Here is a 16,172-nt window from a genome sequence, read left to right as displayed (position 1 = left end):
GATCCTTTCTTCAAATTTTCAATGAGGGACAGTCGAAATAGTCAGCTCTTTGTCGTATTCAGTCTGACTGCGAGTCGGATTCTGAGCGCCGTGCGTTTTGCGCTTCACTTGCTCTTCTACGTACTGCATCAATTCATTAATAGTTACCGTGTAATCGTTGTTAAAGTCTGCTTTTCCTTCTAAACCTTCGAGCAGATAAAACGTGAATGCGCCATGACCCATGTCCGGGAATTCCTGCGATACTTCGCCTGCGGCACTCGCAGTAAATATTACAATACCTTCTTTTGTTTTCGATAGATCTGCGAGATATTGGTTCACCAAATTAGGTTCCGAATCTGCCAAGCCGCGCGTGGTAAAGTTCACACTAATAGCACCACTATGGCAGGCATCGCTGAATACGACGACACGCTTTGCGCTGATGTACCGCTTTAAAACAGTTTCTATATCCCACATAGGAAAAGCCGATGTTCCAAGAGAGTTTGGATCAGTGTCATAGGTGAGTAGATACGTATTAGAAGGCTTCGCCGGTTCTGGTGCACCGTGCCCGGCGAAATAGATAATAACCAGGTCCATATCTATCGCCTGGTTCAAAAAGGTAATGAGTGCAGCCTTCAAATTTGTGAGTGTTGCATCTTTATTGAGGAGTACTTGCATATGATCAGAATCATATCCACCGCCTTCCGGTCGGCGAAGGAAATCTGCAAGCGCTTCAGCATCCTTGTCGGCATATTTTAAACTTGGAATGCCTGGATTTTTATATTCTGAAACACCTACTACCACCGCCCAATGTTGCGGGCCGGAACCTTTAACACGTTCTTTTTTTGCACCGGAAGAAACGATTGGAGCATCTCCTAGAACAGATGCTTTTCTATTAATACCGATTGTTTTGGAAAATTTATCGCCGCTTTTACTCATAATAGAAAGTTGAATCTGATTGTATCCCGCTACCAACGGCACTTCATCTGCAATGACATCTCCCGCTACTTTGAATTCTGGTATTTGACCATTTACAATATCAACCATGTTTACTGAGATCGAGTATGAGGCGACATCGAACCATGTCTTGAATTTTACCGGAACAGACATCGATTCTGTTTCTGAATTAATAAGCGGAGATTCGACTTCCACCGCCTGATCATTTGAAAGGCGTTGAACAAATCTTCTCTCGCTCACGGAATGGTTCGCGTTGTCTGCAACTTTGATTTCAAATGGAATCATACCTACCGAATCCAATTTCAATACCGTGCTGAAGTGCTTGAAGGCTTTCATTCCTGCCGGAATCTTGACTGTGTCATTTGTTGTGAGCGCTGACAGCATAAGCGGCTTTCCGTTGAACATGGCTTCTTTCAACTCTGAATCATCAAACACTACGCCATGGATTTCATACTCTCGGCCATACACTTTAGCGATAGTCGTATCGGCCGTATGCTCCAGAACAATCCTCGGATTTGTCGTATCAGGCGGAATTGACGTAATTTTCCAGCTCTTCAATTTACCAGTACTTGTGCTGGTGAGAAGTATTTCATCGTTCAAGAATGCTGCATACGTAGTACAACCATCACGGTCAATCATTGTCTTAACAGCAGAGAGCGTTGTAAGATCATAGAATTTGAGCGAACTGTCTGCTGCTGTAGAAATAAGCCAGCGTGATTTCGGATCGAATGCAACGGAGCTGATCAAACCTCTCTGAGTATACTTTAGTTTTAAATCGCTTGTTTGTGTATCCCAAAGGTAGACAGTCCCATCGATAGCGCCAGCGGCAAGAAATTTTCCATCAGCACTATAACAGATCGTTGAAATTTTATCTTTACCGGTGACTAAGGTTTTCTGCAACTCTAATTTTGCAACGGCATACACTTGAATCTTACCGGAAGACAAACCAACTGTAAAATGCTTTGCGCCTGGATGAACAGCTATTGCGGTTACATCTTCTTGAAAATCCGGTAAGGATCCTAGTTCGGTTCCATTCACCACATCCGTAACAATCACCTTTTTATCAACGCCGGTGGAAAACAACCAATTCTCACCAAGAAATGCTATCGATGTGATTCCGAGTGAATGAGGAGATAATTTTTTGAGATCGGTCGGAGCATTTATATTGAACACGTATGCATTTCCATCCGTAGCTCCGAGTACCAGGGTTTGTCCCGAACCGGAAAATGACAAGGTGTTCACATGTAACGGTACGGAGGTAAGTATCGTTTTCTCTTTGAGTGCTGGAATATCATAGAGTTTGACACCACCTCCCGACGAAATAACTCCGAGCATGTTCGTTTTTAATGAAACCGCACAAAGATCAATAGAATTTTTAACGGCATCGATAGATTGAAGCTGCTCAACATATATTCCCTGTTGGGAGTACGAAACTGATGCGGCGATTATTCCCGCCCATAATATACCGAGAACCATTCTTCGTTTCATAGCACACCCCTTCTTCATAAACGACACTCTATAATAATAATTAACCCAGAATTTTTATGTGTTGCGTATCAAGTGCTAAAATACCGCTCCTTGTTTGTCGAAAAAGCCATTCAGGTGATAAAATTTCGAAACTGAATTTTTATATGCAACAAAAATATTACTAGATATTGTGATAGGAAGTGTTATAGTTCTGAATGAATGTTCGAGATTTTTCGGGTGAATGTCAAGCAGTGTTCACTTCTTGATGAATCCTATCTCTGTCAAACCATTTACAATCAATGCAAGGAGAACCTCATAAATCGATTGAGCAAACGTGCGAGAACGCTTTTATCGTGAAGAGTTACCTCTGGATTGGATTCAAGCCCGTACATGATGTCGTCGATTGACCGGAGGTGAGTTTGCACTTTTAAATTGCGGCGAGAAATATTCCGCAAGCGATTGAGAAATAAAAGCAGTTCATCCGCATGTGCAAGTATTTCAGAATCATCTGCGTTCAATAAGAGCGTTTTAAATTTTGAGGCCTGATGATTAAGCTCACGTTCCGGCAACATTGCTTATCTCTGTTTTTTCTTCCACCACCTATTCAACCGTTCGCGAATATCTTTCTCTCTGCCAATATCGGCTGGTTTGTAATAGAGTCTGTCTTTCAAATTATCTGGGAGAAATTGCTGCTCAATAAAATGACCTGGAAAATCATGACTGTATTTATATTCCTTTCCATAACCAAGCTCATCCATCAGTTTCGTTGGTGCGTTGCGGATGGAAAGAGGCACAGGAAGATTGGGAAGATTCCGCACGTCGGCTAATGCCTGGTCAATAGCAAGATATGATGCATTGCTCTTGGGCGCCGAAGCAAGGTATGCTGCCGTCTGCGCCAGAACAATCCGTGCTTCCGGCATACCGATATAATCGATGGCTGTAAAACAGGAAGTTGCCAGCGTGATGGCGTATGCATCAGCGTTTCCAATGTCTTCCGAGGCAAGTACAATCATTCGGCGAGCAATGAATTTTGGATCTTCACCGCCATCAAGCATTCGCGCCATCCAGTAGATTGCCGCATCAGGGTCGCTGCCACGCACGCTTTTAATAAACGCCGAGATAATATCGTAGTGTTGTTCGCCTTCCTTATCGTAAAGCGTAAATTTTCGCTGGAATGCTTCTTCAATTTTTTGTTTGGTAATGGTGACAGAACCGTCAGAGTTTGGTTTTGTCAGGCGAATTGAGTTTTCCAATCCGTTCAACAGTTTGCGCGCATCGCCTCCGGAAAGGAGCATAAGAAATTCACGGTCGGCAATTTCAAATTTTCGTTTTGATAGTACTAAATCGTTTGCCAATGCCTGATTGAGAATTTTGTTCAGAGCTTCTCTGCCGAGCGATTCCAACACATACACCTGACAGCGGGAAAGCAGTGGAGATATCACTTCGAATGATGGATTCTCAGTTGTTGCACCAATGAGTGTGATCGTTCCCTCTTCAACGGAATGCAGTAGTGCATCCTGCTGTGCTTTATTGAATCGGTGAATCTCATCGATAAAAAGAATAGTGCGTTTATCGAAATGGCTTAAATTTTTCTCGGCGCGGGATATGATTTCACGAACATCTTTGACCCCAGCGGCAACAGCATTGAGTTGATGAAACTCGGCTTTTACATGATTGGCAATAAGCCGTGCAAGCGTCGTTTTGCCGACTCCCGGCGGCCCCCAGAGAATCATCGAACTCACCTCGCCATGCTCCAACATCAAGCGCAGCGGTTTGCCTGGTTGAGTCAGGTGATCCTGCCCGACATATTCTTCCAGCGTCTTTGGACGAATACGTTCCGCTAACGGCGCTGCCGGCGAATGCATATGACGATGATCTTCTTTAAAGAATAAATCGGGCATTTTAAAGATTTATGATATAAGAATGAAGAACTTAAATTTGATGATTTAGTGATTGGGTAATCGATTCATTATTTTTGTTTCTGATAACTGACAACTGATTGCTGATTGCTATTTATCTTTCTTCACCTGATACACCGTTTCACCTTCGCGTGCCATGCCGTATTTTTCACGGGCGGTTTTTTCTATGGTTTTCTTATCACCCTCTAATGCCTTGATCTGTTCCTGCAAGCGCTTGGTTTCACTACTGTCGGATTTTACTTTCTCAATCCATTCGCGATGCTGCGCTTCGAGACGAAGACGCGTAATAATGCCTTTATTGTCGAAGAGAAGATAGAGAAAGAGCAGGAAGAGAATGACGAGGAAAATCGTACGTTTCTTGTTCTTTGCAGCACCTTTGGCAATTTTTTTGAGGAATCGTTCGGGGTGAAGATTTCTATAAAATTGATCTTCCATCAAATCGATACTTATTTATACCAATCATTTTTGGGTTGGTATGTCGTCTTGAGTTTCGTCTTTGCTTCGTGACGTTCCAAGGCAAGTTGAATCAATTTATCCAGCAAGGCAGAATATGATATTCCCGACGCCTGCCAGAGTTTTGGGTACATACTGATAGAAGTAAAGCCGGGAATGGTGTTGATCTCATTCAAAAAAATACGATTTGTCTTTTTAGTCACCAGAAAATCAACGCGTGCCATACCGGCGCAATCCAAAACACGAAATGCAGTAAGCGCATACTGCTGTATCTTTTTCACAACAGCGTTTGGCAGCTTTGCCGGAATGATAGCATCCGATTTATCGTCCACATACTTGGCATCGTAGTCATAGAATTCGTTTGAAGGAACAATTTCACCCGGCACAGAAGCGACAGGCCGGTCGTTGCCAAGAACACCGCATTCGATCTCGCGTGCATTGTTAATTCCCTGTTCCACTAAAATCTTTCTATCAAACTGTGCGGCGACATCTATTGAGAGCAGCAGTTCTTTGCGATTATGCGCTTTGTTAATACCAATGCTTGAACCGGAGTTTGAGGGTTTAACAAAAAGCGGATACTTCAACGTTCGTTCAATCTCTGTAACTATTTTTTTATGCCGCGTTTTGTACTCTTCAAGTGAAAACCAGATACTCGGTGCAGTTGGAATCTTTGCCCGGATCAATAATTCTTTCTGAATTACCTTGTCCATCCCCACTGCCGAGCCAAGCACTCCAGGACCAACATAGGGGATATCGGCAAGTTCTAATAAACCCTGCAGCGCTCCATCTTCACCGAATTTACCATGCACGACAGGAAATATGACATCGAGTGCTTTTCCAACACTGCCGCCATCCTTGATGGCAACCAAAGATTGCTTGCGCGGATCCGGGACAAGCCATTGTTCCTGTTCAAGTTCAATTGGTTGTTTTTCTTTCAGCAGACGTAGTGTTTCGTTGGAGCTGAGCCATTGCCCTGTTGATGCAATACCGATAGGAATAACTTCGTACTTATCTTTATCAAGGGCATTGATAACAGAAGCCGCTGAAACGAGCGAAACCTCGTGCTCTACTGATCGTCCGCCGAAAATTACACCAACACGAATGCGTTGAGAAATTAATGATTGCTGATGAGTGTTTGGTATCTTGTTATTCGTCATGAGTAATTTGTCACTCGTCATTCAGAACAAGTTGTTCATGTTTTTCATGGAATATGATATGGAAAAGAGAGGAGAGGTGCAATGAACACAAATCCGCATCTCCTTCAGTTTTATCATTGCGTTTCGATGGAAAACTCGGTAGTTTTTCGTAATTCTCATGAGAAAGAATAATCATTATATCGTCCGGCTGCGGCACAATCGTGCTCTTTGCTCTCTCAATATTATACTTCTTTGGATAGCAATGATCATTTCGATTCCTGCAATGGATATTGACGCTACGCCTGCATCTTCTCCAACACAAAGAATCCTGCCTATCAATCCAGTTCCATCAGCTTCTCCAAGGATTCTTTCTAAGTCGGCACCGGAATATTCAGAAATCCTTACAATTCTTATCCATGAACCAGTATTCGAAAAACATGTTCGAATCTTTACAACACTTGAACATTCTTCTTTGGCGTATGCGCGAATACTGACACATTCGTTACTCTATACACAAACAACGTCTTCATATCTGTGAATCTCCTTGACACATGTACCATCCCTTTACCCGTGAACAATGCGTTCTTCGGACAAGGGCTATTTTATGCGGAACAAGGAAGAGATATCCGGCTTCCACACAAACATGGTATTCAAAATATTAAGAACAGGAGATTCATAATGAACGATCAGCAACAGCTTCAACCGGAACAATCAGGCAAACAAGTTGCCCTTGGAATTATCGGATTTATAGTCGGAACAATAGTTCTCCTCTATATACTTAAGGTGTTACTATTTTAATATCACTTCTTACTAACCCGTGGAGGAAGATTTCATGAGTAGTTCCTTCTTTGCCAAGAAACCATTATCACTCCTCCTCGAAGAGATGAAAGGAGAAAATCGCCTGCGCCGCGTACTAGGTCCGGTAACACTGACGAGTCTCGGTGTCGGAGCTATTATCGGTACAGGCATTTTCGTTCTCACAGGTGTCGGCGCCCATGATAAAGCCGGTCCTGCACTGATTCTCTCGTTTGCGGCATCAGGTGTGGCATGCATTTTTGCCGCGCTTTGTTATGCGGAATTTGCTTCGATGGCTCCTGTCGCCGGTTCTGCATATACATACGCTTATGCGACGCTTGGTGAATTATTTGCGTGGATCATCGGTTGGGATTTAGTTCTCGAATATGCTGTCGCTTCAGCAGCGGTGGCGCATGGATGGTCTGCTCATTTTCAGGATCTTCTCAAAAGTTTCGGTATAGTTATTCCATTTTCACTTTCTACCGCGCCGATTGATTTTGATACAGCAACAAATCATTTCTTTGCTACTGGATCGTATTTTGACCTCACGGCTATCATCATTACAGCAATCATCACACTCATTTTAATAAAAGGAATCAGAGAAAGTGCTGTCTTCAATACAACGATGGTTGCGGTCAAATTAGTCATTGTATTGTTTGTGATTGTCGTTGGTGTATTTTATATCGATCCAAATAATTGGAAACCGTTTGCTCCATTCGGTTATACAGGAATCAGTTTCTTTGGCCATACGTTGTTCGGACAAACCAGCGCAGATGGTGTTCCACTCGGGATGCTTGCCGGCGCAGCAATAATCTTTTTTGCATACATTGGTTTCGATTCGGTTTCCACACACGCAGAAGAAGCGCGAAATCCGCAACGCGATGTCCCTATCGGTATTATCACATCGCTCCTTATTTGCACTGTGTTGTATATTGCCGTGAGTGCAGTTCTGACAGGAATGGTTCCTTACGACAAAATCGATATTAACGCACCGGTTGCCAATGCATTCGCACAAAAAGGATTGCCGATGGCGCAACGTCTTATTGATATAGGTGCGATCACCGGTATAACATCTGTCTTGTTAGTGATGATGCTCAGCCAGCCGCGGGTTCTCTTGGCAATGGCGCGTGATGGAATGGTGCCGGAAAGCTTTTTTGGTGCAGTGCATCCGAAATTCCGGACACCATGGAAATCAACGATTCTCACTGGACTCTTTGTAGCCGCGATGGCGACATTGCTTCCACTTCGCATACTTGCCGAGTTGACCAACATCGGGACACTCCTTGCGTTTGTTATTGTCTGCACGGCGGTACTGATCATGCGGAAAACACATCCAAACGCCGAACGGCCCTTCCGCGCACCCTGGTCCCCTTTCGTACCAATCGCCGGTATTATCTGCTGTCTCATCCTGATGTTTTCTCTCCCTGTTGAAAATTGGTGGCGTTTGTTTATTTGGCTGGGAATTGGATTTCTTATCTACTTCAGCTATGGAAGACGCCATTGCGTGACGGCACGGATACGTAGAGGAGAAGTAGTAGTACCGGAAGCAGAAGCCATTAAGTAAGAAAAACGAATGTCTTAATAATAATTACTTATGAAAAAATCGTCAAAATGCCTATATTTTTATGAAGTTATAATTTCTATATATCACTTATGTAACACTTGGAGATAATTTCGTAAGAATACCTAATTATTGCTATACCAAACACACCATTTCTTATGTAATGGTTATGTAACAATGGACAATTACGAAACCGCTAAAATATGGGAAAAAAGGGCAATCGGATTACTTGAAAAGAGTTTAATTCCAATTCCACAAGAACTTAATGAAATTGATTGGAAAACTACCCTTTCTGACAAATCTGAAAGAGTTGCTGAACACATCTCTTCTTTAGCTAATTATGCGGATGGTGGATTCATTGTGTTTGGTGTTAATAACGACGGGAAGTTATCTGGTGTAGAGCAAGACATTACAACGGAAATAATAAAAAAACTCGGGAATATCGCTCGCCAAAATGTCGAGCCCTCTGTCACCATTGATCATGCAATTATTACTGTGCAAAAAATCCCTCTTTTATTCGTTTATATTGAAGAAAGTAAAGAGAAACCCATACATTTACGGGGAAAATCACCATTCGAATCGTTTATACGATCAGCTGGTCAGACACGTAAAATGTCAAAATCAGAAGTAGCACGTTGTATCTCATCTTCTTCTCATGAAAAGTTCGAGGATGAAGAAGCGACGAATCTCTTATAAGAAAACGAAATCTTAGAATGGATAGATCATATATCTTTCTTCAAGTTATTAGGTCGTAGTTTACCGCAAACTCAGGATAGTATTTTAGATGGATTACTATCTGAAAAAATGATTAAAAGAGATGGAATTAAATTTCGTGTCACTAACCTTGGAGCAATTCTTTTTGCTACAGATATAGAACGATTTGATAAATTGAAAAGAAAATCAATTCGCGTAATACAATATCAAGGAAACAATAGACTTCAAACGAAGAAAGAACAGATTGGAAAGAAGGGTTATGCGAGTGGCTTTGAAGGATTAATAAAATATATCAACGATCAATTACCTTCCAACGAAGTAATTAGACAAGCATTAAGAGAAGAAGTTAAAGTTTACCCAGAAATTGCTATTCGAGAACTAGTAGCAAACGCTCTCATACATCAAGATTTTTATGTTACAGGAACAGGACCAATAGTTGAAATTTTTTCTGATAGAATTGAAATAACTAATCCAGGCCGCCCTCTAATTAGTACAATGAGGTTTATAGACTATCCCCCAAAGTCAAGAAACGAAGTCCTTGCTTCATTTATGCGAAGAATAAAAATGTGTGAAGAACGAGGAAGCGGTATCGACAAAGTAGTTGCATATTCCGAAATATTTCAATTACCTGCACCAGATTTTTTAGGTGAAACAGAAGATTATCTAAAAGCCGTACTATACGCCCCTAAACCATTTTCAGAAATGGGTAAAGAAGATAAAATTCGTGCTTGTTATCAACACTGTGTATTGAAATATGTTTCAAATCAAAAAATGAGCAATCAAACTATTAGAGAACGATTTAAAATTTCGGATCAAAATTATCCTATTGCGTCTAGAATTATTTCAGATACAATTAAAGCAAAATTTATAAAGTTATTAGATCCCGATAGTGCCTCTAAAAAGTATGCCTATTATATACCATATTGGGCATAATTTTTCCTATATAATACAATGATAACATCTGAACCTTTCCATCAATTCCAGCGCGGACTGGGATTACTCGATTCGACAATGATTGTCATCGGTTCAATGATTGGCTCCGGTATCTTTATCGTCAGTGCTGATATCGGGCGCATCGTCGGAGCCCCGGGATATCTGTTATTGGTTTGGTTCATTACGGGCGTGATGACCGTGATCGCAGCACTCAGTTACGGTGAGCTTGCCGGCATGATGCCTCATGTCGGCGGACAGTATGCGTATCTTCGTGAAGCGTACAATCCTTTTATAGCATTTCTTTACGGATGGACGTTATTCCTCGTCATTCAAACCGGTACTATTGCCGCGGTGGCCGTCGCTTTTGCAAAATTCACCGGTGTGCTCATTCCGTGGTTCAGCGAACAACACATTCTTCTTTCTCTTGGCACGTTTCATATTACAGCTGCACAGATTCTCGCTATTGCAAGCGTTGTTCTGCTCACGTTTGTAAATATGCGCGGTTTGCAGGAAGGGAAAATTGTACAGAATATTTTCACGGCTACAAAAATCTTAGCGCTTCTTGGATTTATTCTCCTCGCACTTTTCATCGGTCGAAATACTTCTGCACTTGCAGCAAACGTCGGCAGCTTCTGGAATGCAACTTGGACTCAAATTGCAGATGGCAAGATCGTTTCTCTAACACCACTTTCCGGTTGGATGTTGTTATCCGCGATCGGGGTTGCAATGGTCGGTTCTCTTTTTTCTGCGGATGCTTGGAATAATATTACATTTACTGCCGGTGAGGTGAGCAACCCGAAGAAAAATATCCCGCTCAGTCTCGCATTGGGGACAGGAACAGTAATTCTCATATATCTTCTTGCAAATATCGGATACTTGCTGGTCCTGCCGTTAACAGGTTCTCCGGAAGCGACAGACGCTGTAGGAAAGGGAATTCAATTTGCTGCGAGCGATCGTGTTGGTACAGCTGCCGCATCGGTTATCTTTGGAGACAGTGCTGCAGTGATCATGGCAATTATGATTATGATCTCCACATTCGGGTGTAATAATGGATTGATACTCGCTGGTGCACGTGTCTATTTTGCAATGGCACAAGATGGATTGTTTTTTAAAAAAGCAGGAGTGCTCAACAATAAATCTGTCCCTGGTACGTCGTTGATAGTGCAGTGTGTGTGGACCTGTCTCCTGTGTCTCTCTGGCACCTACGGTGATCTACTCGACTATGTTGTCTTCGCTGTGTTGCTGTTTTACATCTTAACGATTGTCGGAATATTTATTCTTAGGAAAAAGCAACCACATGCAGAACGGCCGTATAAAGCATTCGGCTATCCGATTATTCCCGCTTTGTATATCCTTCTTGCAGCTGCTATCTCGATAGATCTTCTGATATTTAAACCCAACTACACGTGGCCGGGATTGATTATCGTCCTGCTGGGAATTCCGGTGTATTTTATATGGAAGAAGTCGTCAACTGTATATGAGAATGACTAAATGTAAAAAACTTCGCAACTGGCATCATGAAATGACTGGATCCTCAACTGAATTGATTTGCCATAAATTATGAAGAAACGGACAGCGATCTTTTAAGCCATCATTTTGAATCATACAATATATTATCTGTCTAACCATTCCTTAAACGCCGTCACCTTCTCACGGCTCACCAAAAGTTCTCCGACTTTATCTTCATTGGCTATTTTTATTTTTAACCTGTTCGAAGAAAAACTGATGATGTCGGTAATCGCGCTGATGTTGATGATCGTATGCCTGTTTATCCTGAAGAACCGTTGCGGATCTATTAATTTCTCAAGTTGCTCTAATGAATAATTCACGTCGTAGCATTTTCCCGAAGATGTCATGAAGAACGTACAGCGTTCCACGATGTAGAAGCAGGCAATCTCATTCGTCGATATTGATCGGCAATGCTCGCCAACCTTTACAAAAAAACGTGTCTTATGTTGTGCTCCCAATTGCTCATAGATATGATTGATCTTTTCATTGTTGAAGGTTTGAACAGGGAAAAGAGTTCTCAATTTTTCTATTGCAGACGCTAATGATTCTTTTGTTATCGGCTTTAAAAGGTAATCGACACTGTTGACTTTAAATGCCCTGATGGCATACTCATCATATGCAGTCGTAAAAATAATTGGACTCTTAATTTTCACAGATTCAAATATCTCAAAGCAAATGCCATCGTCAAGCTGAATGTCCATCAAGATCAGATCAGGGGCATCATTTTTGAGCAGCCAGTCTACTGAATGTTCGACCGATTCCAATATTCCAACAACCGAAATAGTTGGATCGATGCTCCTTAAAAGCCGTTGCAATTTATCAGCTGCTGGCTTTTCATTTTCAATAATTAATATATTCATTATATGAGAGGCACTTTAACCAAATAATCAGTCTTTGTTTCCTCAATAACAAGTTCTTTACCCGTCATCAACCTTATACGTTCACCGAGGTTTTTTAGTCCTGTTTTAGTCGACTTTAGTTGCGTTGCCATTTTCTGTAAGTTGTTTTTCACAACAACGTATTGATCTTCAAGATAGATAATAATTATCAACGGATTCTCGCGTGTGGCCATGTTATGCTTTATAGCATTTTCAATCAACAACTGCAGGGAAACAGGCAATATTTCAAATTTATCAGCATCTTTTATATCTATAGTAAGTTGTATTTTGTCTTCATCCCGTATCTTATAGAGGTAGAAATAATCGTTGATAAATGTTAATTCAGACTGCAGAGGAATTTTATCCTTCGGGCTATTCTCCAAAATATATCGGTATATCGATGATAACCGGTTGATAAAAAGTTCAGCTATTTCGGTTTGTGTAGTTACTAACGACGAAAGGGTATTTAAGCTATTAAAGAGGAAATGGGGGTTTATCTGATCTTTTAACGTTTGATTTTGAAAAATCAGATTTTCCTCTCTTAGTTTTTGCTCACGCAATATAGATTGGCGCCATAAAATGTAGAAGAAAATAATGGTGAATATAAGTAAAAAATCCGGTAACTCGGGCTTGACAAAAACTTTTTCGACATTGAGTAAGTATGAGATAAAACCACTTAAATCTAATCCTTGTATTAGGAACCAAATAAAATCACCGATACTAATCACTGTATTCGAGACTATATACCAGGCAACATAAAATAAAATAATTGCCGGGATCATTTGTTTCACTAATTGTTGAGAAGATTTATTTGAGAAATACTTCATCATTCGCCAAGCAAGGACCATCATGATAAATCCCGCAACGAACATGACAGCAAACACCAAAATAGTTTCCGGAACAAAGAATTTTCCTGTTTGCTCCCATTTAAAATATATCGCAGTGATAGCGCAAGAAATAATGGCTAAAAGAAACGTGAGCAATGGTTGTTGTGATATTTTCTTTGGGGTTTTCATAATGGTAACTTTCATAATTGCCATAGTAATCTTTTATCTGATTTGTTCTACTGTTGTGCGTCAATAATAATCCAGAATAGTTTATGTCTTCATTTGGATAAATATACTGCGAGATTAGTTGGTTTTCTCAAATACCACCTCACGTTGAAGATCTAATTTTTGTTCATATTTATTTGCTGTTAAGATCATCTTAAATATGACATCCTCATTCATTGTGGCATATTCAATATGTTTATTGGTCAATGAAATCCAAATATCGCCCCAGTATGTTGATCGACCATGCAGTTTCATAACATCAGTATTTGCATCAATGGGATTATGCATTGATTGATAATGAATAATCGCGCACATTTCATTGTTCATTTTTGATATACTTGTCCAGCAGAGACTCAGCCCCTGACTCGTAAAATTAACGTAGTTTTCCATTTTGATTCTTTGATTCTTAAAGAAATTCGGATAAAAGACTTGATTGAACTTTAAACTATCAAAATACATCCACCCATAGACTTCAATGCCAACAGCATCTTGGACCAACCATCGTATTATATCAATGTCCATACCTTCTTTAGGAAAACTATCATAAAACTCTTTTTTTGTGAAATTGTCACCGATAATTTTGTATGTTAACCCATTCAGCTCTGTCAATTGATTCTCATATTGGGCTGTGTCTCGGATATTCGTCAATCGTACATCTTCCCATCTGACAAAGCCATTTTCAAATCCTCTCGCATATTTCGCTTTCACAATATTATTATTGATCAGGTTCCCATCTAAGTCCCTGTTTATCCAATGTATAGAAACGTTGTAGGTCTGAGGACGATTATTATCCAATTTTAAGTTTTTTGGTAACTCGGTCAAATATTTAACAATTGCAGCCTGTTGACAGAAAGAAACACTGGAGGTTGTTATAAGTAATAGTCCTAAAATAGATTTTATATTTACGACACTTGAGTTTTTCATCTGATTACTCCTTTATGTTAATGATTGATGTTGTTATTTCGCTATGAAAAATCAATCACAAGGTAACCTCAGAAGGTTGTTTTCCCAAAATTAAGTTGCAGAACGAAGGATTAAGGATGGTAAATTGGTGTTTTAGACTGTTGAATCGCTTTGAATTATCGCCGTTATCAAACTCTTCATTTCAAAGGCGATGTAAAAAAAACTTCGCAATACACCACACCGGGATTGATTATCGTCCTGCTGGAAATTCCCGTGTATTTTGTATGGGAGCAGATTGGAGTAAGAATAAAAACATAGATTGTTGTTTCAATCATGAGAATGCAGCATCCATTTTGGACAGGAAGCCACATTTTTCTCTCTCTATGATCATCGAGACGGCATTCCCGTTTTCATACAACGACGGAAAACTTACACTCTTCGTTTTCCCAGCACGCGCCGCCATGAAGCAATTTGTTTTTTCACTTCATGCGGATTTGTACTGCCAGCCGATTGCTTTTGGTTCACGCTGTTCTGCGGCAGGATAAAGTCAAACACATCGCCGTTGAACTTAGCAGAGAATTGTTGCAACGTTTCAATATCAAGATTGCCAAAGTACATTTTTCGGCCGATGCAGTATGCCACTACTTTGCCGGTAATCTCATGTGCTTCCCGGAACGGCAATCCTTTGCGCACCAAATAATCTGCCATATCTGTAGCCGAAAGGAAATCTGTACGAAGTTCTTCTTCCAAATGCGCTTTGTTGAAAGTTGTATGAACGAGCACATGCGCAAAAATGAAGAGGCATTGCCGCACAGTTGTCACGACATCGAACATCGGCTTCTTGTCTTCCTGCATATCGCGGTTGTACGCAAGAGGCAATCCTTTCATCATGGTGAGAAGACTCACAAGCGCGCCATACACGCGGCCGGTTTTGCCACGCACAAGCTCTGCCATATCAGGATTTTTTTTCTGCGGCATAATACTGCTGCCTGTGGTGTAGGAATCGCTGATTTGAGCGAAACCGAATTCTTTCGTCGTCCACAGCACCAATTCTTCTGCAAACCGGCTTAAGTGCATCGTAAGAATACTGCATGCGGCAGTAAATTCAATGAGATAATCTCTATCGCTCACGGCATCGATGCTGTTCTCGACAATCCCGTCGAAGTGCAGTTTCTTTGCCACCATTGCGCGGTCAATGGGAAATGATGTTCCGGCAAACGCTGCGGCCCCCAGCGGTGATTTGTTCAGACGCTTGCTGCAATCCTGCAACCGCTCAAAGTCGCGCTCCAGCATGGAAATATACGCCAGGAGATGATGAGAGAGCAAAATCGGTTGTGCGCGCTGCGTATGTGTGTACCCCGGCATCAATACGCCAAAAACTTTTTCGGATTTATAAAGCAGTACGCGCTGGAGATTGATGACAAGTTTGCTGATTTCGCGAATTGCAGTGCGGAGGAATAACCGTTCGTCAAGTGCAATCTGATCGTTGCGGCTTCGTGCCGTGTGCAGTTTTCCGCCGAGCGCTCCGATTTTTTGTGTCAGCCGCTGTTCGATTGCCATGTGTACGTCTTCGTATTCGGCAGTTAAATCAAACTTACCGGTTTCAATTTCTTTCTGGATTGATTTCAGGGCTGTACGGATACGCCGCATCTCAGTTGCCGTCAGTACTTTGCACGCTGCAAGCATTTCCACATGTGCGATGCTTCCGGCAATATCTTCCTCGTAGAGTATTTTGTCGAACTCTATGGAAGAAGAAAATTTTAGTGCGATTTCAGCAAGAGGTTCTTTAAACCTTCCGCCCCAAAGCGTTTGAGTAGGCATGATCGATATCCGAGTAATAATGATTGATATAAGAGAACTGCTTCATTCAATTTACTTAAAAATAGGGGAGGGAGCAATGAAAGCAAGGAAAAAGTGAA

14 protein-coding genes are annotated in these 16,172 nt (G+C 41.3%); 5 read left to right on the top strand and 9 right to left on the bottom strand.

Going from position 1 to position 16,172, the window contains the following annotated elements; genetic code table 11:
• Positions 1–18 precede the first annotated feature (18 nt).
• The 5 genes from NTX44_15530 to NTX44_15510 all read right to left on the bottom strand — a co-directional run bounded on the left by NTX44_15530 (position 19) and on the right by NTX44_15510 (position 5,950).
• Positions 19–2,421 carry a caspase family protein gene (locus NTX44_15530; GenBank protein ID MCX6123023.1) on the bottom strand — a complete coding sequence of 801 codons (2,403 nt, stop codon included), beginning with the start codon at positions 2,419–2,421 and terminating at the stop codon, positions 19–21.
• Positions 2,422–2,696: 275 nt separating this feature from the next.
• Positions 2,697–2,972 (bottom strand): hypothetical protein, encoded by a 276-nt coding sequence (locus NTX44_15525; GenBank protein MCX6123022.1) that lies wholly within the window; start codon positions 2,970–2,972, stop codon positions 2,697–2,699.
• 3 nt (positions 2,973–2,975) lie between these two features.
• Entirely contained in the window at positions 2,976–4,301 is a 1,326-nt protein-coding gene (locus NTX44_15520; GenBank protein ID MCX6123021.1) for a replication-associated recombination protein A, read from the bottom strand.
• A gap of 108 nt (positions 4,302–4,409) precedes the next feature.
• Positions 4,410–4,754: a septum formation initiator family protein gene (locus tag NTX44_15515; protein MCX6123020.1), complete on the bottom strand. Its 345-nt coding sequence runs from the start codon at positions 4,752–4,754 to the stop codon at positions 4,410–4,412.
• An 11-nt stretch (positions 4,755–4,765) separates the two neighbouring features.
• A complete protein-coding gene (locus NTX44_15510) occupies positions 4,766–5,950 on the bottom strand; it encodes a D-alanine--D-alanine ligase (protein MCX6123019.1) in 1,185 nt (394 codons plus the stop codon).
• Positions 5,951–6,086: 136 nt separating this feature from the next.
• On the opposite strand from NTX44_15510, the gene NTX44_15505 reads away from it, so the two are divergent.
• From NTX44_15505 to NTX44_15485, 5 genes are all read left to right on the top strand, one after another.
• Entirely contained in the window at positions 6,087–6,446 is a 360-nt protein-coding gene (locus NTX44_15505) for a hypothetical protein (GenBank protein ID MCX6123018.1), read from the top strand.
• Positions 6,447–6,740: 294 nt separating this feature from the next.
• On the top strand, positions 6,741–8,267 hold the full coding sequence (locus NTX44_15500; protein ID MCX6123017.1) for an amino acid permease: 1,527 nt from the start codon (positions 6,741–6,743) through the stop codon (positions 8,265–8,267).
• A gap of 174 nt (positions 8,268–8,441) precedes the next feature.
• Entirely contained in the window at positions 8,442–8,960 is a 519-nt protein-coding gene (locus NTX44_15495) for an ATP-binding protein (protein MCX6123016.1), read from the top strand.
• A gap of 108 nt (positions 8,961–9,068) precedes the next feature.
• Positions 9,069–9,911, top strand: coding sequence for a hypothetical protein (locus tag NTX44_15490; GenBank protein ID MCX6123015.1), 843 nt, complete (start codon positions 9,069–9,071; stop codon positions 9,909–9,911).
• A gap of 18 nt (positions 9,912–9,929) precedes the next feature.
• Positions 9,930–11,402, top strand: a complete 1,473-nt coding sequence (locus NTX44_15485) for an amino acid permease (GenBank protein ID MCX6123014.1) — start codon at positions 9,930–9,932, stop codon at positions 11,400–11,402.
• Between the two features lie 122 nt (positions 11,403–11,524).
• On the opposite strand, the gene NTX44_15480 is transcribed toward NTX44_15485, so the two are convergent.
• From NTX44_15480 to argH, 4 genes are all read right to left on the bottom strand, one after another.
• Complete coding sequence (locus NTX44_15480) at positions 11,525–12,280, bottom strand: LytTR family DNA-binding domain-containing protein (protein ID MCX6123013.1); 756 nt, start codon at positions 12,278–12,280, stop codon at positions 11,525–11,527.
• Complete coding sequence (locus NTX44_15475; GenBank protein MCX6123012.1) at positions 12,280–13,338, bottom strand: histidine kinase; 1,059 nt, start codon at positions 13,336–13,338, stop codon at positions 12,280–12,282. The genes NTX44_15480 and NTX44_15475 overlap by 1 nt, the downstream gene beginning before the upstream one ends.
• A 90-nt stretch (positions 13,339–13,428) precedes the next feature.
• Complete coding sequence (locus NTX44_15470; protein ID MCX6123011.1) at positions 13,429–14,274, bottom strand: hypothetical protein; 846 nt, start codon at positions 14,272–14,274, stop codon at positions 13,429–13,431.
• A gap of 408 nt (positions 14,275–14,682) precedes the next feature.
• Positions 14,683–16,074, bottom strand: coding sequence for an argininosuccinate lyase (gene argH, locus NTX44_15465; protein MCX6123010.1), 1,392 nt, complete (start codon positions 16,072–16,074; stop codon positions 14,683–14,685).
• Positions 16,075–16,172: the final 98 nt, after the last annotated feature.

This window comes from Ignavibacteriales bacterium, assembly GCA_026390575.1.
Lineage (GTDB): Bacteria > Bacteroidota > Ignavibacteria > UBA10030 > UBA10030 > Fen-1298.
The sequence above is the reverse complement of the archived record's forward strand: the minus strand, read 5'-3'. Positions and strand labels throughout refer to the sequence as shown.

Bases quoted from the DNA above. Each gene is read 5' to 3' on its own strand.
- NTX44_15505 (MCX6123018.1), top strand. From the start codon at position 6,087: ATGAGAAAGAATAATCATTATATCGTCCGGCTGCGGCACAATCGTGCT.
- NTX44_15500 (MCX6123017.1), top strand. From the start codon at position 6,741: ATGAGTAGTTCCTTCTTTGCCAAGAAACCATTATCACTCCTCCTCGAA.
- NTX44_15470 (MCX6123011.1), bottom strand. From the start codon at position 14,274: ATGAAAAACTCAAGTGTCGTAAATATAAAATCTATTTTAGGACTATTA.
- NTX44_15530 (MCX6123023.1), bottom strand. From the start codon at position 2,421: ATGAAACGAAGAATGGTTCTCGGTATATTATGGGCGGGAATAATCGCC.
- NTX44_15485 (MCX6123014.1), top strand. From the start codon at position 9,930: ATGATAACATCTGAACCTTTCCATCAATTCCAGCGCGGACTGGGATTA.
- NTX44_15510 (MCX6123019.1), bottom strand. From the start codon at position 5,950: ATGACGAGTGACAAATTACTCATGACGAATAACAAGATACCAAACACT.
- NTX44_15525 (MCX6123022.1), bottom strand. From the start codon at position 2,972: ATGTTGCCGGAACGTGAGCTTAATCATCAGGCCTCAAAATTTAAAACG.
- NTX44_15480 (MCX6123013.1), bottom strand. From the start codon at position 12,280: ATGAATATATTAATTATTGAAAATGAAAAGCCAGCAGCTGATAAATTG.
- NTX44_15495 (MCX6123016.1), top strand. From the start codon at position 8,442: ATGGACAATTACGAAACCGCTAAAATATGGGAAAAAAGGGCAATCGGA.
- NTX44_15520 (MCX6123021.1), bottom strand. From the start codon at position 4,301: ATGCCCGATTTATTCTTTAAAGAAGATCATCGTCATATGCATTCGCCG.
- argH (MCX6123010.1), bottom strand. From the start codon at position 16,074: ATGCCTACTCAAACGCTTTGGGGCGGAAGGTTTAAAGAACCTCTTGCT.
- NTX44_15475 (MCX6123012.1), bottom strand. From the start codon at position 13,338: ATGGCAATTATGAAAGTTACCATTATGAAAACCCCAAAGAAAATATCA.
- NTX44_15515 (MCX6123020.1), bottom strand. From the start codon at position 4,754: ATGGAAGATCAATTTTATAGAAATCTTCACCCCGAACGATTCCTCAAA.
- NTX44_15490 (MCX6123015.1), top strand. From the start codon at position 9,069: ATGATTAAAAGAGATGGAATTAAATTTCGTGTCACTAACCTTGGAGCA.